Origin of the sequence: Bradyrhizobium sp. SZCCHNRI1009, from assembly GCF_032487575.1 — a bacterium.
GTDB lineage: Bacteria > Pseudomonadota > Alphaproteobacteria > Rhizobiales > Xanthobacteraceae > Bradyrhizobium.
The window spans coordinates 1-26,231 of record NZ_JAUEUL010000021.1; the positions used below are offsets into that span (position 1 = coordinate 1).

General features: G+C 67.3%; 27 protein-coding genes. 12 read left to right on the top strand and 15 right to left on the bottom strand.

The window, feature by feature from the left end:
- Positions 1-119: 119 nt before the first annotated feature.
- Both QX010_RS26395 and QX010_RS26400 read right to left on the bottom strand, forming a co-directional pair.
- Entirely contained in the window at positions 120-2,144 is a 2,025-nt protein-coding gene (locus tag QX010_RS26395) for a YgiQ family radical SAM protein (protein WP_316182803.1), read from the bottom strand.
- A 117-nt stretch (positions 2,145-2,261) separates the two neighbouring features.
- The gene (locus QX010_RS26400) at positions 2,262-2,948 is read right to left on the bottom strand and encodes a hypothetical protein (protein WP_316182804.1); all 687 of its coding nucleotides are present in this window, start codon (positions 2,946-2,948) and stop codon (positions 2,262-2,264) included.
- 106 nt (positions 2,949-3,054) lie between these two features.
- Between QX010_RS26400 and QX010_RS26405 the strand changes: the two genes are divergently transcribed.
- The 4 genes from QX010_RS26405 (at position 3,055) to QX010_RS26420 (ending at position 6,144) form a co-directional block, all read left to right on the top strand.
- Positions 3,055-3,747: an HAD-IA family hydrolase gene (locus QX010_RS26405; RefSeq protein WP_316182805.1), complete on the top strand. Its 693-nt coding sequence runs from the start codon at positions 3,055-3,057 to the stop codon at positions 3,745-3,747.
- Positions 3,748-3,868: 121 nt separating this feature from the next.
- Positions 3,869-4,327: a hypothetical protein gene (locus tag QX010_RS26410; RefSeq protein ID WP_316182806.1), complete on the top strand. Its 459-nt coding sequence runs from the start codon at positions 3,869-3,871 to the stop codon at positions 4,325-4,327.
- 131 nt (positions 4,328-4,458) lie between these two features.
- Complete coding sequence (locus QX010_RS26415; RefSeq protein ID WP_316182876.1) at positions 4,459-5,289, top strand: hypothetical protein; 831 nt, start codon at positions 4,459-4,461, stop codon at positions 5,287-5,289.
- 24 nt (positions 5,290-5,313) lie between these two features.
- On the top strand, positions 5,314-6,144 hold the full coding sequence (locus tag QX010_RS26420) for a type 1 glutamine amidotransferase (RefSeq protein WP_316182807.1): 831 nt from the start codon (positions 5,314-5,316) through the stop codon (positions 6,142-6,144).
- A 5-nt stretch (positions 6,145-6,149) separates the two neighbouring features.
- Here the strand turns inward: QX010_RS26420 and QX010_RS26425 are convergent, their stop codons facing one another.
- Together QX010_RS26425 and QX010_RS26430 are read right to left on the bottom strand one after the other, a co-directional pair.
- Positions 6,150-6,860 (bottom strand): LrgB family protein, encoded by a 711-nt coding sequence (locus QX010_RS26425; protein ID WP_316182808.1) that lies wholly within the window; start codon positions 6,858-6,860, stop codon positions 6,150-6,152.
- Complete coding sequence (locus tag QX010_RS26430) at positions 6,835-7,254, bottom strand: CidA/LrgA family protein (protein WP_315805260.1); 420 nt, start codon at positions 7,252-7,254, stop codon at positions 6,835-6,837. The genes QX010_RS26425 and QX010_RS26430 overlap by 26 nt, the downstream gene beginning before the upstream one ends.
- A gap of 110 nt (positions 7,255-7,364) precedes the next feature.
- On the opposite strand from QX010_RS26430, the gene QX010_RS26435 reads away from it, so the two are divergent.
- From QX010_RS26435 to QX010_RS26450, 4 genes are all read left to right on the top strand, one after another.
- A complete protein-coding gene (locus QX010_RS26435; RefSeq protein ID WP_315805259.1) occupies positions 7,365-8,246 on the top strand; it encodes a LysR family transcriptional regulator in 882 nt (293 codons plus the stop codon).
- 192 nt (positions 8,247-8,438) lie between these two features.
- Positions 8,439-9,266, top strand: a complete 828-nt coding sequence (locus QX010_RS26440) for a class II glutamine amidotransferase (RefSeq protein WP_316182809.1) — start codon at positions 8,439-8,441, stop codon at positions 9,264-9,266.
- 26 nt (positions 9,267-9,292) lie between these two features.
- Positions 9,293-11,065: an N-acetylglutaminylglutamine amidotransferase gene (locus QX010_RS26445; protein WP_316182810.1), complete on the top strand. Its 1,773-nt coding sequence runs from the start codon at positions 9,293-9,295 to the stop codon at positions 11,063-11,065.
- A gap of 20 nt (positions 11,066-11,085) precedes the next feature.
- The gene (locus QX010_RS26450) at positions 11,086-12,318 is read left to right on the top strand and encodes a carboxylate-amine ligase (RefSeq protein ID WP_316182811.1); all 1,233 of its coding nucleotides are present in this window, start codon (positions 11,086-11,088) and stop codon (positions 12,316-12,318) included.
- 7 nt (positions 12,319-12,325) lie between these two features.
- On the opposite strand, the gene QX010_RS26455 is transcribed toward QX010_RS26450, so the two are convergent.
- The 3 genes from QX010_RS26455 to QX010_RS26465 all read right to left on the bottom strand — a co-directional run bounded on the left by QX010_RS26455 (position 12,326) and on the right by QX010_RS26465 (position 15,207).
- Positions 12,326-13,531, bottom strand: a complete 1,206-nt coding sequence (locus QX010_RS26455; protein WP_316182812.1) for an amidohydrolase family protein — start codon at positions 13,529-13,531, stop codon at positions 12,326-12,328.
- Positions 13,532-13,639: 108 nt separating this feature from the next.
- Positions 13,640-14,272: an alpha/beta hydrolase gene (locus QX010_RS26460; RefSeq protein ID WP_316182813.1), complete on the bottom strand. Its 633-nt coding sequence runs from the start codon at positions 14,270-14,272 to the stop codon at positions 13,640-13,642.
- On the bottom strand, positions 14,269-15,207 hold the full coding sequence (locus tag QX010_RS26465; protein ID WP_316182814.1) for a ring-cleaving dioxygenase: 939 nt from the start codon (positions 15,205-15,207) through the stop codon (positions 14,269-14,271). Before QX010_RS26465 ends, QX010_RS26460 begins: the two co-directional genes overlap by 4 nt.
- A gap of 138 nt (positions 15,208-15,345) precedes the next feature.
- Here QX010_RS26465 and QX010_RS26470 point away from each other — a divergent pair, with 138 nt between their 5' ends.
- From QX010_RS26470 to puuE, 3 genes are all read left to right on the top strand, one after another.
- Complete coding sequence (locus tag QX010_RS26470) at positions 15,346-16,251, top strand: LysR family transcriptional regulator (protein ID WP_316182815.1); 906 nt, start codon at positions 15,346-15,348, stop codon at positions 16,249-16,251.
- An 83-nt stretch (positions 16,252-16,334) separates the two neighbouring features.
- Entirely contained in the window at positions 16,335-16,691 is a 357-nt protein-coding gene (gene uraH / locus QX010_RS26475; protein WP_315805251.1) for a hydroxyisourate hydrolase, read from the top strand.
- Positions 16,692-16,696: 5 nt separating this feature from the next.
- Positions 16,697-18,124, top strand: coding sequence for an allantoinase PuuE (puuE, locus tag QX010_RS26480; protein WP_316182816.1), 1,428 nt, complete (start codon positions 16,697-16,699; stop codon positions 18,122-18,124).
- A gap of 218 nt (positions 18,125-18,342) precedes the next feature.
- Here the strand turns inward: puuE and QX010_RS26485 are convergent, their stop codons facing one another.
- Positions 18,343-19,707 carry an amidase gene (locus tag QX010_RS26485; protein WP_316182817.1) on the bottom strand — a complete coding sequence of 455 codons (1,365 nt, stop codon included), beginning with the start codon at positions 19,705-19,707 and terminating at the stop codon, positions 18,343-18,345.
- Positions 19,708-19,787: 80 nt separating this feature from the next.
- On the opposite strand from QX010_RS26485, the gene uraH (QX010_RS26490) reads away from it, so the two are divergent.
- Positions 19,788-20,129 carry a hydroxyisourate hydrolase gene (uraH, locus tag QX010_RS26490; protein ID WP_316182818.1) on the top strand — a complete coding sequence of 114 codons (342 nt, stop codon included), beginning with the start codon at positions 19,788-19,790 and terminating at the stop codon, positions 20,127-20,129.
- A gap of 550 nt (positions 20,130-20,679) precedes the next feature.
- On the opposite strand, the gene QX010_RS26495 is transcribed toward uraH (QX010_RS26490), so the two are convergent.
- The 7 genes from QX010_RS26495 to QX010_RS26525 form a co-directional block, all read right to left on the bottom strand.
- Positions 20,680-21,495: an ABC transporter permease gene (locus QX010_RS26495; RefSeq protein WP_316182819.1), complete on the bottom strand. Its 816-nt coding sequence runs from the start codon at positions 21,493-21,495 to the stop codon at positions 20,680-20,682.
- A complete protein-coding gene (locus tag QX010_RS26500; protein ID WP_316182820.1) occupies positions 21,492-22,361 on the bottom strand; it encodes an ABC transporter permease in 870 nt (289 codons plus the stop codon). Before QX010_RS26500 ends, QX010_RS26495 begins: the two co-directional genes overlap by 4 nt.
- Before the next feature lie 4 nt (positions 22,362-22,365).
- Positions 22,366-23,412, bottom strand: coding sequence for an ABC transporter substrate-binding protein (locus QX010_RS26505; protein ID WP_315805245.1), 1,047 nt, complete (start codon positions 23,410-23,412; stop codon positions 22,366-22,368).
- Positions 23,413-23,437: 25 nt separating this feature from the next.
- Positions 23,438-24,523: an ABC transporter ATP-binding protein gene (locus QX010_RS26510; protein WP_316182821.1), complete on the bottom strand. Its 1,086-nt coding sequence runs from the start codon at positions 24,521-24,523 to the stop codon at positions 23,438-23,440.
- Between the two features lie 149 nt (positions 24,524-24,672).
- A complete protein-coding gene (locus tag QX010_RS26515) occupies positions 24,673-25,422 on the bottom strand; it encodes an aspartate/glutamate racemase family protein (protein WP_316182822.1) in 750 nt (249 codons plus the stop codon).
- 65 nt (positions 25,423-25,487) lie between these two features.
- Positions 25,488-25,940, bottom strand: coding sequence for a DUF3429 domain-containing protein (locus QX010_RS26520; RefSeq protein WP_316182823.1), 453 nt, complete (start codon positions 25,938-25,940; stop codon positions 25,488-25,490).
- Entirely contained in the window at positions 25,937-26,125 is a 189-nt protein-coding gene (locus tag QX010_RS26525; RefSeq protein WP_316182824.1) for a DUF2256 domain-containing protein, read from the bottom strand. The genes QX010_RS26520 and QX010_RS26525 overlap by 4 nt, the downstream gene beginning before the upstream one ends.
- Positions 26,126-26,231 lie beyond the last annotated feature (106 nt).

Consider the following 26,231-nt stretch of genomic DNA (forward strand, 5'->3'; position numbering starts at 1 on the left):
CTTCAGGATGTGCCCAACACGTCTTCCTGTGGTTATGGGTCCCGGGTCAAGCCCGGGACGACAGCGGAGAACGAGGCGGGTGCGTGCCCATGCCATCAAGCTTGGCGCGCGCTCGACAACTACTTCCTGATCTTCACGCCCTTGGTCGTGAACCGCTGCGGGCGCGGCTCGGGCCGTACCGGCCGCCGCGTGACGGCAGCCTTTCCCGTCCCCGGCGGCTGATGTGCGGGCACCAGCTGATCCGGGCGCGAGCCGATCAAATCGGCGCGGCCCATGGCGCGCAGCGCGTCCCGCAGCACCGGCCAGTTGTCCGGGTCGTGATAGCGCAGGAACGCCTTGTGCAGGCGGCGCTGCTTCAGGCCCTTGATCGCCTCGACCTTGTCGCTGCCGCCATGGCGGACGCCGCGCAGCGGGTTGACGCCGGTGTGGTACATCGCGGTGGCCGTGGCCATCGGCGACGGCAGGAAGGTCTGGACCTGATCGGCGCGGTAGCGGTTCTTCTTCAGCCACAGCGCGAGGTTCATCATGTCCTCGTCGGACGTGCCGGGATGGGCGGCGATGAAATACGGGATCAGATAGTACTTCTTGCCCGCCTGCGCCGCGGCGGCATCGAACATCTGCTTGAAGCGGTGATAGGTGCCGATGCCCGGCTTCATCATCTTGTCGAGCGGACCGCGCTCGGTATGTTCCGGCGCGATCTTCAGGTAGCCTCCGACATGATGCGTCACGAGCTCCTTGATGTAGGCCGGGCTCTCGACCGCGAGGTCGTAGCGCACGCCGGAGGCGACCATCACGCGCTTGACGCCCTTGACCTCGCGCACCTTGCGATAGAGCCGGATGAGATCGTCATGCGAGGTGTTGAGGTTCGGGCAGATCTCCGGGAAGACGCAGGACGGCCGGCGGCACGCGGCCTCGACCTTGGGGTCCTTGCAAGCCATCCGGTACATGTTGGCGGTCGGGCCGCCGATGTCGGAGATCACGCCGGTGAAGCCCGGCGTCTTGTCCCGGATGCGCTCGATCTCCTGCAGGATCGAGCCTTCCGAGCGGCTCTGGATGATGCGGCCCTCATGCTCGGTGATCGAGCAGAAGGTGCAGCCGCCGAAGCAGCCGCGCATGATCGTCACCGAGAACTTGATCATGTCCCAGGCCGGGATCTTGGCGTCGCCATAGGACGGATGCGGCGCGCGGGCGTAGGGCAGATCGTAGACGCTATCCATCTCCGCCATGGTCAGCGGGATCGGCGGCGGGTTGAGCCAGAGGTCGCGGTCGCCATGACGCTGCACCAGGGGACGTGCATTGCCCGGATTGCTTTCCCGGTGCAGCACGCGCGAGGCGCGCGCATAGGCCTCCTTGTCGGCCTCGACCTGCTCGCAGGACGGCAGCCGGACCACGACACAGCCCTTCTCGCGCGCCGCGCCTTCATCGGCGGAGTCGAGATCGTCGGCGTGCAGCTCGATGTAGGTCTCGGGCACTTTCCGGAACAGCGCGGTGCCGCGCACCGACTGGATGTCCTTCGGCGCTTCGCCGCTGGCGATGCGGTGCGCGACCTCGATCACGGCGCGCTCGGCATTGCCGTAGATCAGGATGTCGGCCTTGGCGTCGGCCAGCACCGAGCGGCGCACCTTGTCGGACCAGTAGTCGTAATGCGCGATGCGGCGCAGCGAGGCCTCGATGCCGCCGAGCACGACCGGCACGTCCTTGAACGCCTCGCGGCAGCGCTGCGCATAGACCAGCGTGCAGCGGTCCGGCCGCCTGCCGCCTTCGCCGTTCGGCGTGTAGGCGTCGTCGCTGCGGATGCGGCGGTCGGCGGTGTAGCGGTTGACCATGGAGTCCATGTTGCCGCCGGTGACGCCGAAGAACACGCGCGGGCGTCCCAGCGCCTTGAACGGCTCGGCCGAATGCCAGTCGGGCTGGGAGATGATGCCGACGCGAAACCCCTGGGCCTCGAGCAGCCGGCCGATGATTGCCATGCCGAACGAGGGATGGTCGACATAGGCGTCGCCGGTCACCAGCACGATGTCGCAGACGTCCCAGCCGAGCGCGTCCATCTCCTTGCGGCTCATCGGCAGGAACGGCGCAGGCTTGAGGTCGGCGCGGTGGCGCGGCCAGGAACTCAACGGGGGGGCGGTGAGGGCGATGTTCATCGCCCACGCATAGAGCCGCGGCGCTGCGAGTTCAACCAAAGCCCCGGTCGCAGACGAGGGCCGGTGGTCAAATTGTCCGGAATGGTTCCCGCGGCTTTGCGCGGCCGACCAGCCGTCTCAGTTGAGGTGATGCGACGCGCCGTTGCGGCGCTTGAGCCAGCCATGGCCGAAATAGGCCAGCAGCGCGGCTGCGGCGAGCATGATCCAGATCGAGGGCATCTTCGAGCGCGGGCTGCCGCCGGCCTCGCCGACCGTGACCGGCCCGGTGCCGGGCTCGGTCATCGATACCAGCCGCAGGCCGGCAGCGTCGGTCGCGCGCCGCATGTCGGCGATGGCGGAATGGGGCAGCGGGTCGGCGGCGAACGGCCGACCAGTCGCCGGCGGGGGCTCGTCGGACGCGGCGAGGTCGCCCGGCGGCGGCTCCATCGCGGATTGCGCGGCGTGGCTGCCGGCGGGCAGCTGGGCGAAGGAGTTCAGGTTCGCCGGCCGATGCGGCTTCGGCCCATGCTGCGCCATCCGGTCCGGCTTCTCGGCCTTGTCCATCTTTTTCGGCGTCATGCTCTGCGGCACCGCGACCCGCACCTGCGGCCGCGAATAGGACGCGGGCTGGGTGACGGCCAGCATGCGGTCGGACCAGGCCATATAGGCCTTGCAGAGATCGTTGCAGTATTGGCCGTTGACCATGTCGGCGGATCCGGCCTGCGCGGCGCCGGGCGCGGCAACACAGATGATCGAGACCAGCGCGGCGGCCGCTCCGAGCCTCGACGATGTCAAAACAGGCAATGCGCTCAACTGGCCGATCATCGCAATTTCCCCCGTCGCGGTTTCACGCCGTTTGAGGAATAACGACAGCCGGTCTGGTCGAGAGTTGGATCAGATCGCGTCAACATCCGGATGAGTTGAGGTCAATTTGCTGATGCGAGGCGTTATCAATAAGCGGCGGGCTTTGCTGTTCGACATCGACGGCACGCTCGCCGATACCGACGCGCTGCACCTGCAGGCCTTCAACGCGGTGTTCGGGCCGTATGGCCATGTGTTCGACCGCGCGCGGGCGGCACGCGAACTGCTCGGCCGATCCAATTTGTCGATCTCCGCCCAATTTCTGCCCGATGAGCCGCCCGAGCGGCGCGCGGCGGTCATGGCGCAGAAGGAGGAGGTGTTTCGCAGCCTCGCCGCCGGCGCGGTGCAGCCGCTGCCGGGCCTGATGGCGTTGCTCGATCGGGCCGCGGCGGCGGCGATTCCGGTGGCGGCCGTCACCAACGCGCCGCGCGCCAATGCCGAGCTGATCCTGCACGGGCTCGGGCTGATGGACCGGTTTCGCGTCGTGATCATCGGCGACGAACTGCCGCACGGCAAGCCGCACCCGCTGCCCTATCTGGAAGGCCTGCGCGCGATCGACGCCGTGCCGGAATGGTCGGTCGCCTTCGAGGATTCCCGCGCCGGCATCGCGGCGGCGACGGCGGCTGGCATCGCCACCGTCGGCATGCGCACCAATCTCGCTCATGACGAGCTGATCGCGGCGGGCGCGGCGCTGACCGCGGCGGCGTTCGATGACGCCGACGTGCTCGATCTGGTGATGGCGCGGCTGGGAGAGCGACTGTGAGCGACGCCGCGGAGCTGACATGTCGCTGACATCAGGCAACAGCTTGCGGTCACCGCGCTTGCGCGATGGTCTCGACCAACGCGGCCGCTCGCTTGGCCGTCACGAGATCAAGGTGAGACGCATGCGCAAGTTGTTGATCGCGGCCGGCCCCTCGGAACAGCCGTTCCGGCTGATGTTGCAGGTCGATGACGAAGGATCAGTATCCAATCAGCGCGGCCGTCGCGGCAGTGGAGCCGGGCGAGCCAAGCGCGGCCGCGCCAAGCGTTCGGCCCGGCCGTTTCGCTGGGCGCAGCCGTCGCGCGCAATGGCCGCCATCCTTCGCGGCTTGCGGGCGACGCTGCTGGCTCTCTCTCCCGTGGAGATCCGGAACGATGTGAGCGTACGGCAGGAGGCCTTGCGGGACACGTCGCCGGTCGTGCCACGGCTTCGCGCCGTCAGCGGCTGCGGAGGAGCGCGCGAGGCCGCCGCCGCGCCGGCCGGCGCGCCCAACGCGGTCTTCTGCGCTGCGGCCACGCCGCGCCATCACGTCCGGTCGATGGAATCGCCGCGCGCCCAGCGCCGGCGGCTGCGGGCGCGCTGATCGCATCACCGCATGGGTGCCCTGCATGCTCCGTCCGTCGCCCCTTGCTTGTCTGCAGCCCGATGCCGTGATTGAAACGGACGGTGCGCGCCAGGCTCGCTGGGCTCGCCTCGCAGGAGGACGGATCGATCATGTTCGTGGCGCGTGTCGTGCCGATCGCCGTCGCCTTTTTCTGCGCGACCGCCGCCCTCGCGGCCGACAAGCCCGGCGAGACCAAAGGCACGGTGCTGGAGCCGTCGCCCGCCAATCTGGCGCTGACGTGGAGCGGGGCCAACCTGGTGTTGCCGGCGACGCTCGCCGGCGGACGGCGCTGGGAGGGCCGTGCGGAGGACGCGCCCGACGTGATCGGGATCGCGCCGCTCGCGATCGTGATGCACGGGTCAAGCGGCGTGGCGCCGGCCGTGAAGGAGTTCCAGGCCTGGCTCGCCGACGAGCTCGGCGTGGCGTCGGTGGCGCCCGACAGCCTCGCGATTCCCGACCGGCTGACCTACACCTCGCCGGTCGACGTCGCGACCTATGAGCGTGTCCACGCCCTGCGGCTGGCCGAGCTCGAGAACGCGCTGAAGGCGTCGCGCGACTGGAGCTGGGTCGACCGGCTGCGGATCGTGCTGGCGGGCACCAGCGAGGGTGCGGTGGCGGTCGGCCGCTACGCCGGCAAGGACGTGGCGGCGCGGCTGATCTATTCGTGGTCGTGCGAGGACAACTACTTCGTCAGCGCGCCCCGGCTCGGCATCGGTCCGAACGAGCCGGTGCTGAACGCGATTTCCGCGCGCGATCCGTATTTCACGGCCGCCAATCCCTGGAACAAGGACCGCGCCGTCACCGGCTCCTGCGCCGCCGCGCTCAAGGACGATGCCAAGGCGGAGGTGATGGTGATCGATGCCGACGTCCATACGATCCTGAACCGGCCGGAGGTGCACGAGCGGAGCGCGCGATTCCTGCGCGGCGTGTTGGAGCCATGATGGGCCGGGCGGAGGATTGACGACGTGCTGAGACTGCTCGTGCTCGAAGGCAATTCGCTGGACGGAAGGCGCCGCTGGGCCGAGATCGCAGGTGCCACGCCGTCGGAGAGCTACGCCGACGTGCTGCGCGCGCTCGCGCCAGAGGCGGCGATCGACATCGCCACGCCCGCCGATGCCGATGCGCGCCTGCCGCAGCCGATCGAGGCCTATCAGGGCATCGTCATCACGGGATCGGCGCTCAACATCTATCAGCGCGAGCCGGAATCGCTGCGCCAGATCGAGCTGGTGCGCACGGTCTTCGCGCGGGGCGTGCCGATGTTCGGCTCATGCTGGGGACTTCAGCTCGCCAGCGTTGCGGCCGGCGGCGAGGTTTCGCTCAATCCGGCCGGCCGCGAGGTCGGCTTCGCGCGCAAGATCGCGCTGACGGAGGCGGGCCGCGATCATCCGATGCATGCGGCGCGGGGCGCCGTGTTCGATGCACCGGCGATCCACAGCGACATCGTCACCAGGCTGCCGCCGGATGCGACGGTCACCGCGCGCAATGCAATGAGCGAGGTGCAGGCCGCGGAGATCCGCAGCGGCCGCGGCCGGTTCTGGGGCGTGCAGTATCATCCCGAATTCAGCCTGCAGGACATCGCCTGGGTGATCCGCCGCATCGGCCGGCCGCTGGTCGAGGAGGGGTTCTTCGCCGATCCGGCGGAGCTCGAGCGCTACGCCGCCGATCTCGCGACCCTGCATCATGACCGCGCCCGGCGCGACATTCTGTGGCGGCTCGGGCTCGATCAGGACGTCGCGAATGACCGGGTGCGGCAGGCCGAGATCAGCAACTGGATCGTCTCGCTCGGGCGGGGCTGAGCGCTCTACCGCATGAACTGAATGATGAGCGGCGCCAGCGTCACGTTCATCAGCCCGACCAGCACCATCACGAGGCCGGCGACCGCGCCTTCCTCGCGGCCGATCTGGTGGGCGCGTGCGGTGCCCGCGCCATGCGCGCCGACCCCGAACAGGGCGCCCTTGGCCAGCGTCGAGCGCAGCGGCAGCCGTGCGAGCACGACGTCGCCGACGGCCGCGCCGATGATGCCGGTGAGCACGACGAACACGGCGGTGAGATCGGGGATGCCGCCGATCTCGCCGGAGACTTCCATCGCGAACGGCGTGCTGATCGAGCGCGGCAGCAGGCTGAGGCGCAACTCGCCGTCGATGCCGAGCACATAGGCCAGCGCCCAGCTGGTCGCCACCGCGGTGAGGCTGCCTGCGACCATGCCGGCCAGCAGCAGCGGCCAGCGGCGGCGGATCAGAGCCCGCTGCTCGTAGATCGGCACGGCGAAGGCGACGGTGGCCGGCCCGAGCAGCGCCACCAGCCAATGCGTGCCGCGGATGTAATCGCGGTAGGAGACGTTGAGCGCGAGCGCCGCGATCATCAGCAGGGCCGGCGCCACCGCGAGCGGCATCAGCCACCAGCGCGGCCAGCGCCGGTGCACGCGCTTGGCGAGCAGATAGAGCAGGATCGTCGCGAGCGACCAGACCGCCGCCTGGATCAGCGGCTCACGCCACAGCGCGGCGAGGGTCATGACGCTCGGTCCAACGGTAGCAGAGGTCGATTGTGAGCGCGGTCACGCACATCACGGCGGTGGTGCTGACGACGATCAAGGCAAAGATCTTCAGGCCGAGCAGGCCAAACAGCTCACGATGGTCGAGCAGCGCCAGCACCGCCGGCACGAAGAACAGCAGCATCTCCGCCAGCATCCAGTTCGCGCCGCGCTTGATGCTCGCGACCTTCAGTCCGCCGGCCAGGATCAGGACGAGCGCCAGCGCCATGCCGATGATGCCGCCGGGCAATGGCAGGCCGGTCGTCCGGACCAGCGCCTCGCCGACGGCCCAGAACAGGCCGAGCAGACCGATCTGCGCCAGCCGGTTGCGGCGGATCAGGCGATGAACCCCAATGGAAATGCTGCGATGCATCATGCGGTGGCGTCCGAAAAGTGATTGCGCTTGCAATGTATGCCGCATCGCAGCATGTAGAAAGCGAATTGAATGAATGATAATAAGTCGAATATGGAATATTGGGCCTGATTATGGAACTTCGTACCCTCAGGACCTTCGTCGAGGTCGTCCGCCAAGGCGGCTTCTCCCAGGCCGCCAAGGTGGTGTTCGCGACCCAGTCGACCGTGAGCAAGGCCGTCAAGCAGCTCGAGGACGAGCTGGGATTGCCGCTCTTGGACCGGCTCGGCCACAAGAGCCGCATGACCGCCGCCGGCGAGATCGTCTATCGCCGTGCCATTCGTCTGCTGGCGGAGCGCGATGATCTGCAGGCGGAGCTCGCCGAGCTGCGCGGCTTGAAGCGCGGCGTGCTGCGTCTCGGCCTGCCGCCGATCGGATCGAGCACGCTGTTCGCGCCGTTGTTCGCGCTCTACCGCCAGCTCTATCCGGAGATCGAGATCCGGCTGGTCGAGCACGGCAGCGACCGGCTCAGCGAATTGCTGGCTGCAGGCGACATCGATTTCGCCGGCCTGCTGCCGCCGATCGCCGACGAGTTTGCCGCGCAGATCGTGCGCCGCGAGCCGCTGATGGCGCTCGTCGCGGTCGATCATCCGCTGGCCCGCCGCGAGACGATCACCCTTGCAGAGCTGCGCGAGACGCCGTTCGTGCTGTTCGAGGCCGGCTTCGCGCTCAATCGCATTCTTCGCGAGGCGTGCCGCCGCAACGGCTTCGAACCTGTCGTGGCGGCGCGCAGCACCCAGATCGATTTCATCGCCGAGCTCGCCGGCGCCGGTCTCGGCGTCGCCTTCCTGCCGCGCATGATCGCGACCCAGCGCACGCAGGTGCCGATCAGTCTCGTCCTGCTTGATGAGCCCGGCACCGAATGGACATTGGCGATGGCCTGGCGCCGCGGCGCCTATCTGTCGCCTGCGGCTGCGGCGTGGTTGAGGCTGGTACGCGAGCGCGGCGAGGCTTGAGCAATCACTGCGACGATGTCGCTTCAACGGTGAGAGACGTGCGGCAAGGGATCCCAGTCCTACGGCCTGACTCACAGCGCGCGACTCGCAGCGCGGAACCAGCTCTGCTCCGAAGGCGTTTCCGTATGATCCGAAAAGAACGTGACACGTTTTTGCGTGCCTCGAGCTCATTCATTGAACCGGAGGGCAAGGATGTGCCGTTGGATCGCCTATCGCGGAGAAACGACCGCCTTCGAGCATTATGTGACCGAGCCGGAACATTCCCTGGTGACGCAGAGCATCCGCGCGCTGGAATCGACCGCGGGCACCAATGGTGACGGCTTCGGTCTCGGTTGGTACGGCGATCATCCAGAGCCGGGGCTTTATCGCGAGACGCGGCCGGCCTGGTCGGATGAGAATCTCCGCTATCTCAGCCGGCATCTGCGCTCGCATCTGTTCTTCGCTCATGTCCGCGCCGCGACCGGCACGGCGGTCACTCGCCAGAACTGCCATCCCTTCGCCTGCGGCCGCTGGCTGTTCATGCACAACGGCTTCGTCGGCAGCTGGAACAGGCTGCGGCGCAAGGTCGAGGCTCTGATCCCGGACGCGCTGTATCCGTCACGGCTCGGCACGACCGACTCCGAAGCCGTGTTCCTCGCCATTGTCGGTGCCGGCATTGATCCGGACCCGATCGGCGCGACGCGCAAGGTGCTGCGATCACTCTGTGAGCTCGTCAATGAGGATGGTCTGCGTGAGCATCTGCGCTTCACCTCGGCGCTGTCCAACGGCCACGATCTCTATGCGTTTCGCTTCGCCGAGAATGACCGCGCCAATTCGCTGTATTTCCGCGAAGACGGCAATCAGGTGATCGCGGTCTCCGAGCCGTATGACAAGGAGTCTGACTGGATCGAGGTGCCGCCGGACCACCTGCTGGTCGCGCGCGCGGCAAAGCCCGCCGAAATTGTTCCGCTATTCGCCGCAGGGACTGCTGATTTTGCCGCGGAACGCAAGCGATCACAACGGGTTGTCGGAGGTACTTAGAACAGCAGGAACTGAAAGATCCCGCGATGTGCGGCATTTGTGGCGAAATCAGCTTTTCCGGAAGGCCCTCATTGTCCACGCTCGGCCGCATCAACGATGCGATGCAGGCGCGTGGTCCTGATGCGGCCGGCCTCTACGTGCAGGGCGGGCTTGCGCTCGGCCATCGCCGCCTGAGCATTCTCGATCTCTCGGCTGCGGCACAGCAGCCGATGATCGACGCAGCGCTAGGTCTCGGCCTGGCATTCAACGGCTGCATCTACAATTTCCGTGAACTTCGCGACGAGCTGAAGGCGAAGGGCTATCGCTTCTTTTCCGACGGCGACACCGAGGTCATCCTCAAGGCCTACCATGCCTGGGGCAAATCCTGCGTGCAGCGCTTCAAGGGGATGTTCGCCTTTGCGCTGTGGGAACGCGACAGCGGGCGCGTTCTGCTGGCGCGCGACCGTCTCGGCATCAAGCCGCTCTACTACACCGATGGTCCTCACGGCTTTCGCTTTGCGTCGTCATTGCCGGCGCTGCTGGCGGGCGGCGAGGTCGATACGGCGCTCGATCCGATCGCCTTGCATCACTTCTTCAGCTTCCACGCCGCCGTTCCGGCGCCGCGCACGATATTGCGCGGCCTGAAGAAGCTCGAGCCTGCCACTCTGCTCACGATCGAGCCCGACGGCACGCAGCATCGCGAGCGCTACTGGAGGTTCTCGGTCGGCGAGCAGCGTCCGACCGATCGCGCCATGAGCCAGGAGGAGTGGTCGGAGGCGCTGCTCGAGGCGATGACGACAGCGGTCGACCGCCGGCGCGTGGCCGACGTGCCGGTGGGCGTGCTGCTGTCCGGCGGCCTCGATTCGTCGCTGCTGGTCGCGCTGCTGTCGAAGCTCGGACACGACGACATCCGCACCTTTTCGATCGGGTTCGATGCGGTGGGCGCGCATTCCGGCGACGAGTTTCGTTACTCGGATATCATCGCGCGGACGTTCGGGACCAATCACGAGCAGATCAGGATCGGCGGCGACCGCGCGCTGCAGGCGCTCCCCGGCGCCATTGCTGCAATGTCGGAGCCGATGGTCAGCCATGACGCCGTCGCGTTCTATCTGCTGTCATCTGAGGTCGCCAAGCGCGTCAAGGTGGTGCAGAGCGGACAGGGAGCCGACGAAATATTCGGCGGCTACAGCTGGTATCCGGGCTTCCTCTCGGCCAATGATCCCGTTCAGCAATATCAGAACGCCTATTTCGACTGGACGCATTCCGACCTGCAGCGGCTGCTGGCACCGGAGATGCTTGGCGACGACGTCAGCCTAGCCTTCGTGGAGCGCTTCTTCGCCGACCACGCGGGCGCCTCCGCGATCGACAAGGTTCTGCAGATCGACACCGAGATCATGCTGGTCGACGACCCCGTGAAGCGGGTGGACAACATGACGATGGCGTTCGGGCTGGAAGCGCGGGTGCCGTTCCTGGATCACGAGGTCGTCGAGCTGGCCGCGCGCATGCCCGCCGAGCTGAAGGTGAAGAACGGCGGCAAGCATATTCTCAAGGAGGCGGCGCGCCGTTGCGTGCCGGCGGAGGTGATCGACCGCCCCAAGGGATACTTTCCGGTGCCTTCGCTGCGCTATCTGCGCGGCCCGTTTCTCGACTACGTCCGCGACCTGCTCAATGACGAGAAGGCGCGTGCACGCGGTCTCTACCGACGCGATTTCATCGACCACATGTTGCAGCACCCCGAGGCCGAGATGAGCCCGAAGGGACATTCGCGGTTGTGGCAGGCGGCCCTGCTGGAGGCATGGCTGCAGACTCACGGCATTTGACGTCGGAGAGGATTGATCACATGGGATTGGATCCACGCATCCTGGAGAAGCTGCGGCTCGGCCTGAGCGATGACGAGCGGCGTCTGGTGATCCGCTCAGCCACCGGCAGCGAGGAGGTCACGGAATATTCGTTCGGCATCGAGGAGGAATACTTTCTCGTCGACGCGCAGACGCGCGATGTCGCGATCCGGACGCCGGACGACCTGTTCGAGGCCGCCAACTGGTCGACCGGCGGACAGGCGATGCGCGAGATGCTGCAGGCCCAGCTCGAGGTCGCCACCAACGTCCATGTCGACGTCGGCGATGCGCGCGAGGAGCTGAAATTCCTGCGGCGCGAGGTTGCCAGCGTGGCGAGCCAGTATGGCCTGACCATCCTGGCCTGCTCCACGCATCCGACCGCGACGTGGCGCAGCTCACTGCCGAGCCCCAAGCCGCGCTACGCGGAGATGCTGGAAGACCTGCGCATCGTCGGCCAGCGCAACATGCTGTGCGGCATGCATGTGCATGTGCAGTTGCCGGACCCGGACCTGCGCTTCGCGGTGATGCGGGCGATGCTCCCCTACATCCCGGTGTTCATCGCGCTCTCGGCGTCCTCGCCGTTCTGGAATTCGCGCGAGACGGGCTTGAAGGGCTATCGGCTCGCCGCCTACGACGAGCTGCCGCGCAGCGGTCTGCCCGAGCTGTTCACCTCGAAGCAGCAATATGATCGCTATGTGGCGGCGCTGACGAAGTCCGGCGTGATGCCGGACGAGAGCCATGTCTGGTGGGCGATGCGCCCGTCGCTGCGGCATCCGACGCTGGAGCTGCGTGCCCCCGACGTCTGCACCTCGGTCGACGACGCCGTGGCAATTGCCTCGCTCTATCGCGCCTTGGCGCGCCATCTGTACCTGAACCCCGATCTTGCCGAGGCCGTCGGCAACGTCGAGCGTGCGATCGCGGTCGAAAACAAGTGGCGGGCGCAGCGCTATGGCACCGACTGTCTGTTCGTGACCGAGGACGGTCCGGTGACGGGCCAGGAGATCCTGAACCGCATGATCGCGGACGTCGCGCCGCATGCGGAGGCGCTGGGATGTCTCGCCGAGGTCGAGCACTGCCGCATCATCATGCAGTTCGGCAGCTCGGCCGACTATCAGCTGCAGGCCTATCGCGAGTCCGGCGGGCAGTTGTCGGCGGTGACGCGCTGGATCGAGGCCGCCACCGTGTCGCGCGCCGAGCCGCCGCGCCGGCAGGCACCGGTCGAGCCAGCCCAATGACGCCGGCCTAGATCGGTTGCCTGATCACACGGCCGTCGCGCGCCACGAGGCGGCCGTCCTTGTAGACCGAGCGGCCCTTTGGCAAGGCGACGACGGCCTGCGGAACGTGCTCGGCATCGAGGGTGACAAAGTCGGCCCGCGCGCCGGCGCGCAGGCCGTAATCGGCAAGCCTCAAGACCTTGGCGCCGGCCTCGGTGACGAGGTCGAAGGCCATCCGCAACTCGTCATCGACATAGAACCCGGAGCGGTAGCCGACCATCATGGCGCGGTTCAACAGATCGCCGTCGCCATAGGGCCACCAGGAGTCGCGGATGTTGTCGTTGCCGCTGAACACGGTGACGCCGGCCGCGCGCAGCAGCGCCACCGGCGGGAAGGGCCGCGCGCCCGGCGCATTGGTCATGATGGCGACGCCAGACGCCGCCAGGACGTCGGCAATCTTCTTCAGCGGGTCGGCGGGCAGGTCGCCGAGCGCATAGGCGTGGCTGACCGCGACGTGGCCCTGCATGCCGAGGGCGCGCGTGCGCGCCGCGATCTGCTCCAGCTCGAACAGCCCGAGCATGCCCGGATCGTGCAGATGGATATCGACGTCGACGCCGTGTTTCTGGGCTGTGCCGAACACGACGTCGAGATGCTTCTCGACGTCGCGGTCGAAGCTCGCGGGATCGAGCCCGCCGACGAGGTTGGCACCGAGCCTGATGGCCTCGTCGAGCAGCTCGGGCGTGCCCGGGCTCTTGAGGATGCCGCTCTGCGGAAAGGCGACGAGCTGGATCTCGATCAGCTCGCGATACTCGTCGCGTACGCGCAGGATCGTTTCCAGCGATGTGAGGCCGACGGAGCCGTCGACCATGACGTGGCTGCGCATCCGCGTGGTGCCGTGGCCGATGCAGAGATCGAGCTGGTTGCGGGCGCGCACGTCCATCGGCGCGGCCGCGGCCATGTTCTGGGCCTGGAAGGTGACGCGCTCATGCACGTCGAAGCCGTTGGTGCAGGGTTTGTGCGGCTTCCACGCATCGCCATAGAAGCTGGTGTCGAGATGGATGTGGCCCTCGACGAAGCCGGGCACGACCAGCGCGCCGCCGAGATCGACCACCTCGCGCGCCTCGGGGCGCTCGGTCTCGGCGAGAAGGCCGCTGATGCGGCCGCCGTCGACCGTGATCGTATGGCGCGCGCCGCGGTCGAGCCGCGCATTGATGAACAGCTTGTCGACGGCCATGCCCAAGATCCTTCCCATCCATCCGCCAGCATCGGAGCCGCGCGAGGGCGGTCCGATGCGTGATGAGACGACATTCTTGGTCAGGAGCGGCCGGAGCCGCAAGCATCTTCAGGCGGCAATCGCCTGCGGCAGTCCGGCGATCCAGTCGCGCGCCAGCGCGATGTCCGCCTGCGACAGCTGGTGCCCCGCCGGCAGCGTCGTGTGGGTCACGTCAGCGCCGGCCTCGGTGAGCTCGGTGCACAGCTTCGCCGAATTGCTGGCGGGCACGATCGGATCGGCCAGCCCCGACAGCATCAGCACCGGCTGACGCGTCAGCTTGACCGCCGGCGGCTGGCTCAGCGGCACCATGGCTCGGAACAGCACCGCGCCCGCCAGCGTCTCCGGCTGCAACAGCAGGAGCGCTGCGGCGATGTTGGCGCCGTTGGAGTAGCCGACCGCGACCGGCGCTCCGATCCCGTAGTGCCGACGCGCCTCGCCGACGAACGCGCCGAGCTCCCGCGCGCGGCGGCGGACGTCGTCCTCGTCGAACACACCTTCCGCCAGGCGGCGGAAGAAGCGCGGCATGCCGTGCTCGAGCACCTGCCCGCGTGGCGAGAGGAGAGCCGCGCCGGGCGAGAGCGTGGCGCCGAGCGGCAAGAGATCGTTCTCGTCGCCGCCGGTGCCGTGCAGGAGCAGCAGCGGCGCTGCGCCGTCCGCGCTTGCGGGCTGGAAGCGGTGGGTGAAGGACAATGTGGCGGTCATGATGCGGCCTCCTCGAGGTTGGGCAGCACGCCCTCGATCTGCTTGCGATGCGATTCGAGGAAAGCGGGCAGCTTCAGGTTTTGTCCGAGCTCGGCGACCGGCTCGTCGACCGCGAAGCCCGGGATGTCGGTCGCGATCTCGAACAGCACGCCGCCCGGCTCGCGGAAGTAGATCGAGCGGAAGTAGTTGCGGTCCTTCTGCTCGGTCGGATGCAGGCCGTGGCGATCGACCAGCCGCCGCGCCATCACGCCCTGTGCGGCGTCGTCGGCGGCGCGGAAGGCGATGTGGTGGACGGAGCCCGCGCCCTGCGCGCCGCGTAGAAAGCCCTTGGCCTCGTAGATGTCGACCACGCTGCCTTGCGCATCGCCCGGCGCCTTGAACCGGATCACCGAGCCTTCGCGGCCCGTCTCGGCAAAGCCGAACACGTCGGTCAGCACGGCTGCGGTCTTCTCGGCGGAGTCGAGCAGCAGCGTGACGCCGTGGAAGCCGCGGATGGCGTGCTCGGCCGGGATGTCGCCGTTGCTGTATCCGGGCTCGTTCTCCGCGCCGGGGATGCCGACCAGCGCGAGCGCCATGCCGTCCGGATCGGTGAACGGCAGCACGGATTCACCGAAGCGCTTTTCCAGCGCCTCATAGGCGATGCCCTTCTCGGTCAGGCGCTGCGTCCAGTAGCCGAGCGAGCGCTGCGGCACGCGGAACGCGGTCTGGTGGGTCTCGCCGACGCCGCGACGGCCCGGCCGCACGCCGGCCCAGGGGAAGAAGGTCAGGATGGTGCCGGGGCGGCCGGTCTCGTCGCCGTAATAGAAGTGATAGGTGCCGGGATCGTCGAAATTGACCGTCTTCTTGACGAAGCGCAGCCCGAGGTCGCGGGTGTAGAAGCCGAAATTGCGGATCGGGTCGCCGGCGATGGCGGTGACGTGGTGAAGTCCGGGCATGTGAATCTCCTGTCGGTAGGCCCAAAAGGGCCGCTTGAATTCCTGGACGCCATATTGGTCTGCTTTGATTTGGAGACAATCCGTGCTCTTGTGACGTCTCTGTCTACGATTTGGCGACAATGACGGCCCGGAGATCCCATGGACAAGCTGAGCAGCCTGCGGGCCTTCGTGAAGGTGGTCGAGAGCGGCAGCTTCGCCGAAGCCGGCCGGCAGCTTCGGCTGTCGCGCTCGGCAATCTCGAAATATATCGGCGAGCTCGAGCAGAGCCTCGGTGCGCAGTTGATCGTCCGCACCACCCGCCATGCCAGCCCGACCGAGACCGGACAGCTCTATTTCGAGCGCGCAGTCTCGATCCTCGCCGAGCTCGACGCCGCCGATCAGGCCGTCAGCCAGTCGCAGGCCGCGCCGCGTGGGCTGTTGCGCGTCAATGCGCCGATGTCGTTCGGCACCATGCGGCTCGGGCCGGTCGTGGCCGATTTCATGGCCCGCTATCCCGAGCTGCAGTTGCAGATCGTGCTTAGCGACGACCTGCTCGATCCGGTGCAGGACGGTTTCGACGTGACCTTGCGGATCGCCGAGCTGGAATCGTCGAGCCTGGTGGCGCGGCGGATCATGCCGGTGGAGCGCGTCATCTGCGCCGCGCCGGCCTATCTGGCGCGGCACGGCACGCCCGGCAGTCCGGAGGAGCTGCGCCGCCACACCGCGCTGACCTACGGCTTCCTGCTGACCGGCAATCAGTGGAAGCTCACCGGCCGCGACGGCGACCATTGGGTGCAGCCGGCGTGGTCGTTGTGCGTCAACAATGCCGAGGTGCTGCGCGATGTCGCCATCAAGGGACAGGGCATTGCGCTGATCCCGCGCTTCATCGCGGCGGACGCGCTCGAGAGCGGCGCGCTGACCGCGATCCTCGCCGATTACGCCGCGCCGCCGCTCGCGCTCTATGCGATCTATCCGCCGACGCGGCACCTCTCGGTCAAGGTGCGGCTGTTCATCGACTTCCTGGTCGAGCGGTTCGGCAGGGAGCGCGACGTGACCAGCCCATAGGCTGCAACTGAACGGCAAATCGCCTCGAACCTTTAACCGGGCGCTGATAGGGTTCCGAGCCGGCAGCAGAGAGGAAACGATGCATGGGGCGGCTGAGCACGCATATTCTGGATACGGTCAGGGGCAAGCCCGCGGCCGGTGTCGCGATCGATCTCGATGTCCTCGAACCGGACGGCTCCTGGCGCCGCGTCAAGCAGGTGCGGAGCAATGCGGACGGGCGGACCGATCAGCCGATGCTGGCGGACGATGACTTCGCCACCGGCACCTACATGCTGACCTTCCATATGGGAGCTTATTTCAAGACCCATGGCCTCGCCTTGGGCGACCCGCTGTTTCTCGATCTGATCCCGCTCCGCTTCTCCGTCGCCGATGCCGGCGCGCACTACCATGTGCCGCTGCTGGCGACGCCCTGGAGCTACCAGACCTATCGCGGGAGCTGAGCCGGATGAGTGCTGACGTCTATCCGCGCGACATGGTCGGCTACGGCCGCACGCCGCCGCATCCGCGCTGGCCCGGCGATGCCCGCATCGCGGTGCAGTTCGTGATCAACTACGAGGAGGGCGGCGAGAACAACATCCTCCACGGTGACGCTGCCTCCGAAGCCTTCCTGTCCGAGATCGTGGGCGCCCAGCCGTGGCCGGGCCAGCGCCACATGAACATGGAGTCGATCTACGAGTTCGGCTCGCGCGCCGGCTTCTGGCGGCTGTGGCGGATGTTCACCGCCCGCAAGCTGCCGGTCACGGTGTTCGCCATCGCCACCGCGATGGCCCGCAATCCAGATGCCGTGGCGGCGATGAAGGAGGCCGGCTGGGAGATCGCCTCCCACGGCCTGAAATGGATCGACTACCGCGATGTCCCCGAGGCCGACGAGCGCGCCGATATCGAGCAGGCGATCCGCCTCCACACCGAGCTGACCGGCGAGCGGCCGCTCGGCTTCTACCAGGGCCGCACGTCGGAGCGCACGCTCGACATCGTCCTCAACCAGCAGGGCTTCGTCTACAGCGCCGATTCCTATGCCGACGAATTGCCGTACTGGATCGCGGGGCCGCACGGCCCGCAACTGATCGTGCCCTATACGCTCGATGCCAACGACATGCGCTTCGCCACCCCGCAGGGCTTCAACTCCGGCGCCCAGTTCTTCGCCTATCTGAAGGACAGCTTTGATACGCTCTACGCAGAGGGCGCGGAGAGCCCGCGCATGATGTCGGTCGGACTGCACTGCCGGCTGGTCGGCCGCCCCGGGCGCGCGGCCGCGCTGGCGCGCTTCCTCGACTACATCACGGGTCATGACAAGGTCTGGGTCGCGACCCGGCTGGACATCGCCCGGCACTGGATCCGGACGCATCCGCCGGCTGGCGTATGGCGGCCGTCGCAGATGTCGCGCGTGCTGTTCGTCGAGCGCTATGGCGACATCTTCGAGCACTCCCCGGAGATTGCCGACCGCGCCTATCGTGCCGGCCTGTCCGCCTTCGACGACGCCGCGGATGCGCTGCATACGACGCTCATGAACGTCGTCCGCGCCATGAGCCGCGACGAGAAGCTGAAGCTGATCCGCGCCCATCCGGAGCTCGCCGGCCGCGAGGCGCTGGCGGGTGAGATGACGAACGACTCGATCGGCGAGCAGGGTCGGCTCGGCTTCACCGCGCTCTCGCGCGCCGAGTTCGAGCGCGTCGCCGACATCAACCGCCGCTACCGCGACAAGTTCGGCATGCCGCTGATCGTCGCTCTGGCGCTGCACGCCGACCGTCCCTCGGTCATCGCCGAGATGGAACGCCGCATCGGCAACGATATGGATACCGAGATCGCCAACGCGATCGACCAGATCGGCCACATCACGCGGGCGAGATTGGCGAAGAAGTTCGAGCAGGGGTGAGCAGGCGGGCTGGTGTCGTCGCCTGTTAGTTGGTTCGGTGCGCGCGCCTCGCAGCCGGTGGGCTCCCTCTCCCCGTTCTTACGGGGAGAGGGTTGGGGTGAGGGGCAGCCGCACGAGTGGTGTTCGTTGTTGGACCTGTACCCCCTCACCCGGATTGCATCTGGCGATGCAATCCGACCTCTCCCCGCAAGCGGGGCGAGGTTAAGACCGCCGTGAGCTCATTCAAACGAACCAAGCAACACTCTCTCCGCCCGCGCCGCCACGTCCAGCAGCATCCGATCGCGCCCGCGTGCGGCGATCAGTTGCAGGCCGAAGGGCAGGCCCTGCGAATTGGTCCCGCACGGAATCGAGATCGCCGGCACGCCGGCGTGGTTGGCGTAAGGCGTGAACACCGCGTGCGCCCGCGGCATGGCGGGTTTGCCACCAATCTCCGCTGGGCCGAGCTGCGTGAACGGCCAGGCGACGCAGGGCACGGTCGGCGCGAGCAGCACGTCGACCGCGGTGAAGAACGCCGCAAACGCGCGCGCGATCTGCGTGCTCGCTTCCATCGCGCGCGCCACGTCTGCGCCGCTCAGGCCGAGGCCGCGCTCGATCTGTTTGGCGATGTCCGGGTCGAACTGCGTGGGATCGCTGCGAAAGCCTTCGCCGTAGAGTGCGGCCAGCCCGGCGTGCTGCAGCGGCATCACCGCATCTTCGGCAAGCCCTGCCGGCCAGATCGGATTCTTGTCCTCGATTGTCATGCCACTGGCGCGGAGCCGGGCGACGGCCTGCTGCAAGCCGGCACTCACCTCGTGATCGACGGCGACATCCAAGCCGAGCCGCGGCGAGAATGTCACGCGAAGCGGCTTCTCCTGATCGGCCGCGGCCACATCGAACGCATCGGGATCGCGCGGATCGGCACCGGCCATGACCTCGAACGCAAGCCTGGCATCGGCGACATCGGCGGCGATCGGCGCGATCACCGAGATGCGCCAGAACGGCTCGGCAAAGCCAGGCCCATAGGGGATCGCGCCGTAGGACGGCTTGAATCCGACCACGCCGACATGGGCCGGCGGCCGGCGGCTCGAGCCGCCGGCATCGGTGCCGATCGCGAGCGGCACGAGCCCGGCCGCCACCGCCGCAGCCGGCCCGCCGGACGAGCCGCCGGGCGTGAGCTGCTGATCCAGCGGATGGCGGGTCGGCCCGTACAGGAGCGAGGTCGTCACGCCCTTGCAAGCGAATTCGGAGGTCGCGCCGATGCCGACAATGACGGCGCCAGCGCGCCGCACCCGCGCGATGGCGATCGCATCCTCTGGCGCAATGAAATCGGTGAACAGCCGCGAGCCCTGCGTGATGCGCCAACCCTCGACCCAGATGTTGTCCTTGACCACGATCGGCACGCCAGCCAGCGGGAGCTGCTCTCCGACTGCAACACGCGCGTCGACGGCATCGGCCTCAGCGTACGTACGTTCGGGATCGATCGTGACGACGGCGTTGAGGTGGCGCGCCGCGGCAATGCGCGCAAGCGCCTGCTCGGCCGTCTCTCTGGCCGATGCCTGCCGTTCCAGGACAGCGCTTGCGATCTGGGATGCCGTCACGGACATGATGTCTCAGTCCATTGCGTGGCTGGCGCGACGACCGATTTCGCGTCTATCATCGCAGCAAAGACAGGATGAGGTGGGTGATGGCCGGCGGGATCTCGGTTCATGCGGTTGACGTGGCGAACGGGCGCCCCGCGCGTGGCCTGCGCGTCGCGATTTGGCGCGTGACGCCGGATCGCACCTTGCTCGCGGAGGGACAGCTCGGCGCCGACGGCACGCTGCAGGCGCCAGTCGTCAAGGGCGAGGGCGTCACGGCCGGCGAGTATGAGGTGCTGTTCCATGTCGGCGAGTTCTTCGGGGCAAACGCTCAAACGAAATTCCTCACCACTGTGCCGTTTCGCTTCGCGATCGACAAGGTCGAGGAGCATTTTCACCTGCCGCTGAAATTCACGCCCTGGGGCTATTCGATCTTTCGTGGGGCCTAGTGCGTCGCGCGCGGCCGTCCTTCGAGACGCCCGCCTGCGGCGGGCTCCTCAGGATGAGGGCTGATTTCGCGGCGAGATATTCACCCTCTCCATGAACACACGGCTCATAGTTCACGTGTAGCTCCAGCTTCGGCGCCGGACTCTCTTCTCGCTTCCCGATCTCTGGTCTTTTGATGCAACCTCCGCAACGCTGCGCGATGCAGTGCCCTCGCCCCTTGTGGGAGAGGGCATCGCCGGCTGATCCTCAGGCTCGGTCGGGTGAGGGGTCCTCTCCGCGAGCGCAACTCGTTGAGACAGACCCCTCACCCGACCGAGATCGTTGCGCTATTGTAAATGCCCTCTCCCATAAGGGGCGAGGGCGCAGTCACGGCCGTCCCGCCCGCGGCAAGGTCGATCGGTTTCTCGCTTCTCCATGAGGTTGCTCTCCATGAACACGCTGACAGCATGTTCATGGTCCTGTGTGCAGCGGCCGCTCCGCCGCTTGACCCTCATGGTAAGGAGCGCCGCCTCGCGGCGCGTCTCGATCCATGAGGCCCCCGACCTCGCGCCACTAATCCGTCAGCCGCTTCGACAGTCCCGTCGTCCTCTCCATGATCGCCATCAGCGCGATCGTGGCGATGATCAGCACGCTCGACAGTGCAGCGATGGTGACGTCGAGCTTGCCTTCGAGGTCCTGCCACATCCGGATCGGCAGCATGTCGGTGGCGGCATCGCGCAGGAACAGCGACACCGGCACGTTGTCGAACGACGACATGAAGGCGATGAACGCGCCGGAGATGATGCCGGGGCGGATCAGCGGCAGCACGATGCGGCGGAACGTGTAGAGCCTGCTGGCACCGAGGATCGCCGAGCTTTCCAGCAAGGTCGGCTCGAGCTGGGCCAGGGCGGCGACGGTGTTGCGGACGACGTAAGGCACGCAGACGATGGTGTGGCCGATGACGAGTGTCAGCAGCGACACCGGCAGGCCGACCAGCGAGAAGAACATCAGCGCCGCAAGCCCGAAGGCGAGCGCGGGCAGCACCAGCGGCGACATGAACAAGGAGTCCAGGAGCTTTGCGGTCAGCGTCCTGGAGCGCGAGATCGCCAGCGCCGCGGCGACCCCGAGCACGATCGAGAGCCCCGTCGACCACAGCGCGACGACGACGCTGTTGCGCGCGGCGAATTGCAGTTGCCAGGCGTTCCACAATTCGACGTACCAGCGCGTCGAATAACCGGGCGGCGGGAATTTCAGCGAGAAGCCGGACGTGAAGGAGACGATGACCACGACCAGCGACGGCGAGACGATCAGGATCAGCGCCATGATGGCAATGACCGTCATCACGATCTGGAAGCTCAGCGCTTCCCAGTTTTTTCGCCGCCTGCTCATCGCGCCTCTCCATAGCCGCGGGCACGCCGCCCGAGCATCGAGAACAGCGCGACGATGGCGAGCACCGCGAACAGGAAGATGATCGAGATCGCCGCCGCGAACGGCCAGTTCTGCAGGGTCGAAGCCTGCTGGTACAGATACATCGGCATGAACAGCATCTGGCCGCCGCCAACCAGCGACTGGGTGATGAAGGCGGTGATCGCCGCAGCATAGGTCAATGTGCAGCCGGCGATGATGCCGGGCATCGACAGCGGCAGCATCACCTTGAAGAAGGTGCGCCAGCTGCCGGCGCCGAGCGAGGCCGAGGCGTCGGAGAGGTTGGGATCGATGCGGCCGATCGCCGTGATCAGGGGCAGCACCATCAGCGGCATCTGCACCTGCGCAAGCGCGGCGATGAGCCCGCCTTGCGTGTAGATCATGCGCAGCGGCGTGCCGATCAACCCGAGTGATTGCAGAACGGAGTTGATGATGCCCTGCCGTCCCAGAATGACGATCCAGGCGAAGGTCCTGACCACGACGCTGGTGAGCAGCGGCAGCAGCACGATCATGATGATGAGCGTCTGCACCCGGCTGCCGGAGCGCTGGTACAGCCAGGCGATGGGATAGCCGAGCACGAGGCAGGCGAGCGTCACCTCGGCGCCGAGCAGCAAGGTCGAGCCGAGCACGGCGAGGCTGAAGGGGTCGGTCAGGAACTTGATGTACTGGCCGAGCCCCCACACCGTCGCCGCGGTGTCGTTGTGCAGCGAGAGAAAAAGAAGTTGCGCCAGCGGCAGCACGAAGAAGATGGCGAATGCCAGGCTCAGGGGCAGCGCAAGCCCCAGGCTGAAGCTGGTCACGTCTCCAGGCGCTGCCGTCGCGCTCTTCATCGCGTCAGATCTTGATGTCGCGGTTGAACTTCTCGATCCAGGACGCGCGCTGCTCGTTGATCTTCTTCCAGTCCTGGAACACGAACTTCTTCTTCAGCTCCGCGGTGTCCTTGGCCAGCACCTTGGCGATCTCGCCGGTCATCGCGACCTTGGTGTTGGTCGGCACGATCAGGTAGGGCGGGTTCATCAGCGCCGTCTGCACCTCCGGCGACAGCGCCGCCTCGATCAGCTTGAAGGCGAGCTCCTTGTTCGGCGAGTTCTTGACGATGTGGATGGTGGTCTTGAAGGCGATGGCGCCTTCCTTCGGCGCCACGAACTCGACCGGCACGCCCCGGGCCTTCAGGATCTGGATGGCGTTGAAATTGCCGGGCGAGATGTCGATCTGGCCCTGCTGGAACAGGGTCGCCAGCGCGCCCGGATTGGCGGCGACGGCGGCGAGGTTCGGCTTCAGCTCCTCCAGCGCCTTGAAGCCCTCATCGACATTGGCCTCCGAGCCGCCGCGCATGCGCGCGATCTCGACCAGCCAGCCGGTGCCGAGCGTGGAGTTCAGATTGGTGATGCCGACCTTGCCCTTGAATTCGGGCTTCCACAGATCGGCCCACGACGTCGGCGGCGTCTTCACCGTCTCGGGATTGTAGGTGAGGCCGACGACCTGGAAGAACGGCGCCGGGCCCATGGCGTCCTGCGCTTCGGGAATCAGGTCCTTGAAATAGGTGCTCTTGTCGGCCGGGTAGGGCTCGACGAGATCCTGTCCGATCGCGACCAGCGCCGGACCGGGATCGTGCAGCATGACGTCGATCGGCGGATTGGCCTTGGCGGCGTTGACCTTGGCGATCTGGTCGACCGACAGCATCGGATCGAGCACGATCGCGGCATCAGCGTTGGCCTTGCGGAAGGCGGGCACCAGCACCGCCTTGTGCGCCTCCTCCCAGCTTCCGGTGAAGGTCGCGAACACCAGCGGACGCGCCTGCGCGAGGCTGAGACCGGGGAAGGCGTGCATGGCTCCCAGCGTCAACGCGCTGGTCAGGAGCCGGCGGCGATCAAGCATCATGTTTCACTCCGATGTGTCGGTTGGTTCATTGGGGGAAGACGGTGGCGAGGCCCGGCGCGAGCGGCGCGACGCGCACCGGCGTGCCGGCCTCGCGCAAAGGCGTGCCGCCGGTGCGGGCCTGCGAAATCTTGATGCTCGATCCGTCGCGCGCCTTGATCTCATGGACCACCGTGGCGCCGAGCGGCAGCGCCATGCCGATCTCGCCGGCAAAGCCGGAGTCATCGCCGACGAAGGTGAGATGCTCGGGACGCAGGCAGACGGTGACCTTGTCGGAGGCACGGACCGGCTGCGGCGCTCGGGCGATGATCTCGCCGCCGGCCTCCAGCGCGACCTTGACGCCGTTAGCATCGGCCGTCACGACCACGCCCTTCATCTTGTTCGCGGTGCCGACGAAGCTGTTCACGAACAGCGTCTGCGGCTGGTCGTAGATCTCGGACGGTGTGCCGAACTGTTCGAGATGGCCATGGCTGAGCACCGCGACGCGATCGGCCATCGACAGCGCCTCCTCCTGGTCGTGGGTCACGATCAGCGTGGTCGTGCCGGCCATGCGCTGCAGCCGCTTGACCTCGATCTGCATGTCCAGCCGCAGATTCTTGTCGAGCGCGGCGAACGGCTCATCGAGCAGCAGGATCGACGGCTTGATCGCGAGCGCGCGCGCCAGCGCCACGCGCTGCTGCTGGCCGCCGGACAATTGTCGCGGCAGCCGCTCGCCGAACGGGCCGAGCTGCACCATGTCGAGCAGCCGCTGCGCCTCCTTGTTGCGCGTCGCCTTGTCGACGCCGCGCGCGGCGAGGCCGTAGCCGACATTCTCGGTGATCGAGAGATGCGGAAACAGCGCGTAGTTCTGGAACACGATGCCGACCGCGCGGCGATTGGGCGGCAGCGCGTCGACGACGTCGTTGCCGATGATGACGCGCCCCTCGCTCTGGCCGATGAAGCCGGCGATGATGCGCAAAAGCGTGGTCTTGCCGCAGCCCGAGGGCCCGAGCAGGGCAATGATCTCGCCGCCTTTCACGTCGAGATTGATGTCGGAGACGGCCATCGTTCCGCTGGCGAAGCGATGCGTGATCCGATCCAGAACGAGCGACTTGGCGTCCGATACGCTGACCATGGGCTTCCTGCTCTATTCGTTTAAAAAAGCAAGAAGCGTGCCGCCTTTTCAGGCAGCGGCGGCGGCTTGTGTACAGAAGTGGAAGTGGGGGTAGGGGAGTAGGACGAGTTTCGCCCCGAGCGCCAGCTAACAAGATTGGCTCGGCCCAACTATCCGTCGCGATGCTCCAGTCGCGCGGCCAAGGCCTCCGGCAGCCCCGTCGTCGGCTTCGCGGCCGGGCGGCGGAAGGTGCCGGCGGTGGCCTTGCGCATCCTCAGCGCCAGCAGTGCCTCGGCCTGCTTCACCGCCGCGATCACCTGGTCGACCACGGGCACGGGAATGCGGTGCGCGACGCGCGCGGCAAGGCCCGACAGCGGCGCGCCGGCAAAGATCAGCACGTCGGCGTCGTTCTCCTCGACCGCGCGCAGCGCCAACTCGACCAGCAGCTCTTCCTTCTCGTGCTGCACGTCGGAGATCTGCTTGAAGCTGCCGTCGAGCATGCGGATGCCGGCGCAGCGCTCCATCAGCCCGTGCATGCGCACGCACTCCTCGTACCAGGGGCCAAGCGCCTGCGCGAAGGTGACGATCGCGAAGCGCCGGCCGGCCATGCAGGCCGTCAGCATCGCCGCTTCCGCAAGCCCGATCACCGGCACGTCGAACAGCTCGCGCGCCGCGAACAGGCCGGGATCGCCGAACGCGGCGATGATCGCGGCATCGAACGTGCCGTTGCGTTCCGCCAGCATCTCAAGCGCCACCGCGCCGCCGATCTGCGCTTCGGCGCGGGTGGCGATATAGGGTACGCCGCGCGGCGCGGTGCAGGGGATCAGCGTGGTGCCGGGCGCGGCGGCCTCGCGGCCGACCTGCAGCATCAGCTCGGTGATGTCGGTGCGGATGTTGGGATTGAGCAGCAGGATGTTCATGGCGCCTCGCGAGTGGATATGCGAGCTTGCCCGAGGGATTGCTGCGTTGTCCAGAACGGTGGCCGTCAGGGCGCGCCTTCGACCACGATGCCTATCAGCGTGGCAAGCAGAGAGAGGATCGCACCGATGCTGAGCAGCCGCCGCAGCTTCAGGAACCAGGCGCGCGGGTCGTCGCCGCCGAAGCTGTACTCATCGGAGATCAGCGCCGTCAGCAGCGCGACTGCGAGCAGCACCAAAGCGGGCAGCGGCGGCAGCAGCAGCGCGACCCAGCCGAGCAAAGACGGTGTCACCCCCCAGCTGATGCGCGGCCAGCCGGCCAGGGCCGGCGTCTGCACGGCGACGCCCCAATGGATCGCGCCGAGAAAGCTCACGATGACCGCGCCATAGCCGATCTGCGCGCGCAGCGCGGCCTGCCGGATCGGATCGTCACCTGCGATCACCAATGCCGCGAGGCTCGCGAATGGAATCAGCCCGGCAAGGCCGAGAATGCGCATCGGAGCGGGGACGCCGGACATCATGATGCTAGCTCTCCTCGGCTCCTGGGCATCGCAGCGGCCGTCCGGCCGCGGTCGGATCGGCAGCGGTCCGAGCAGTATTTCACCTCGTCCCAATCGCGTGCCCATTTGCGCCGCCACGCAAATGGGCGGCCGCACGCAGCGCATAGTTTGGTCGGCAAGTCCGCCTTGCGCCGCATCTTCGGCATGGCGTCACCACGAGACGGGCGTGCCGCGCCGGGCCAGGGCCGCTTTTGCCGCCGCCGTGCCGGAACGGGTCGCGATCCGTTCGCTCATCATGTTCGTCCTCGCCGA

Bases quoted from the DNA above. Each gene is read 5' to 3' on its own strand.
- uraH (WP_316182818.1), top strand. From the start codon at position 19,788: ATGGCCGGCGGGATCTCGGTTCATGCGGTTGACGTGGCGAACGGGCGC.
- uraH (WP_315805251.1), top strand. From the start codon at position 16,335: ATGGGGCGGCTGAGCACGCATATTCTGGATACGGTCAGGGGCAAGCCC.
- QX010_RS26440 (WP_316182809.1), top strand. From the start codon at position 8,439: ATGTGCCGTTGGATCGCCTATCGCGGAGAAACGACCGCCTTCGAGCAT.
- QX010_RS26450 (WP_316182811.1), top strand. From the start codon at position 11,086: ATGGGATTGGATCCACGCATCCTGGAGAAGCTGCGGCTCGGCCTGAGC.
- QX010_RS26430 (WP_315805260.1), bottom strand. From the start codon at position 7,254: ATGATGCATCGCAGCATTTCCATTGGGGTTCATCGCCTGATCCGCCGC.
- QX010_RS26520 (WP_316182823.1), bottom strand. From the start codon at position 25,940: ATGATGTCCGGCGTCCCCGCTCCGATGCGCATTCTCGGCCTTGCCGGG.
- QX010_RS26505 (WP_315805245.1), bottom strand. From the start codon at position 23,412: ATGATGCTTGATCGCCGCCGGCTCCTGACCAGCGCGTTGACGCTGGGA.
- QX010_RS26525 (WP_316182824.1), bottom strand. From the start codon at position 26,125: ATGCCGAAGATGCGGCGCAAGGCGGACTTGCCGACCAAACTATGCGCT.
- QX010_RS26445 (WP_316182810.1), top strand. From the start codon at position 9,293: ATGTGCGGCATTTGTGGCGAAATCAGCTTTTCCGGAAGGCCCTCATTG.
- QX010_RS26425 (WP_316182808.1), bottom strand. From the start codon at position 6,860: ATGACCCTCGCCGCGCTGTGGCGTGAGCCGCTGATCCAGGCGGCGGTC.
- QX010_RS26485 (WP_316182817.1), bottom strand. From the start codon at position 19,707: ATGTCCGTGACGGCATCCCAGATCGCAAGCGCTGTCCTGGAACGGCAG.
- QX010_RS26470 (WP_316182815.1), top strand. From the start codon at position 15,346: ATGGACAAGCTGAGCAGCCTGCGGGCCTTCGTGAAGGTGGTCGAGAGC.
- QX010_RS26410 (WP_316182806.1), top strand. From the start codon at position 3,869: ATGCGCAAGTTGTTGATCGCGGCCGGCCCCTCGGAACAGCCGTTCCGG.
- QX010_RS26510 (WP_316182821.1), bottom strand. From the start codon at position 24,523: ATGGTCAGCGTATCGGACGCCAAGTCGCTCGTTCTGGATCGGATCACG.
- QX010_RS26435 (WP_315805259.1), top strand. From the start codon at position 7,365: ATGGAACTTCGTACCCTCAGGACCTTCGTCGAGGTCGTCCGCCAAGGC.
- QX010_RS26495 (WP_316182819.1), bottom strand. From the start codon at position 21,495: ATGAGCAGGCGGCGAAAAAACTGGGAAGCGCTGAGCTTCCAGATCGTG.
- QX010_RS26400 (WP_316182804.1), bottom strand. From the start codon at position 2,948: ATGATCGGCCAGTTGAGCGCATTGCCTGTTTTGACATCGTCGAGGCTC.
- QX010_RS26515 (WP_316182822.1), bottom strand. From the start codon at position 25,422: ATGAACATCCTGCTGCTCAATCCCAACATCCGCACCGACATCACCGAG.
- QX010_RS26415 (WP_316182876.1), top strand. From the start codon at position 4,459: ATGTTCGTGGCGCGTGTCGTGCCGATCGCCGTCGCCTTTTTCTGCGCG.
- puuE (WP_316182816.1), top strand. From the start codon at position 16,697: ATGAGTGCTGACGTCTATCCGCGCGACATGGTCGGCTACGGCCGCACG.
- QX010_RS26465 (WP_316182814.1), bottom strand. From the start codon at position 15,207: ATGCCCGGACTTCACCACGTCACCGCCATCGCCGGCGACCCGATCCGC.
- QX010_RS26395 (WP_316182803.1), bottom strand. From the start codon at position 2,144: ATGAACATCGCCCTCACCGCCCCCCCGTTGAGTTCCTGGCCGCGCCAC.
- QX010_RS26455 (WP_316182812.1), bottom strand. From the start codon at position 13,531: ATGGCCGTCGACAAGCTGTTCATCAATGCGCGGCTCGACCGCGGCGCG.
- QX010_RS26500 (WP_316182820.1), bottom strand. From the start codon at position 22,361: ATGAAGAGCGCGACGGCAGCGCCTGGAGACGTGACCAGCTTCAGCCTG.
- QX010_RS26460 (WP_316182813.1), bottom strand. From the start codon at position 14,272: ATGACCGCCACATTGTCCTTCACCCACCGCTTCCAGCCCGCAAGCGCG.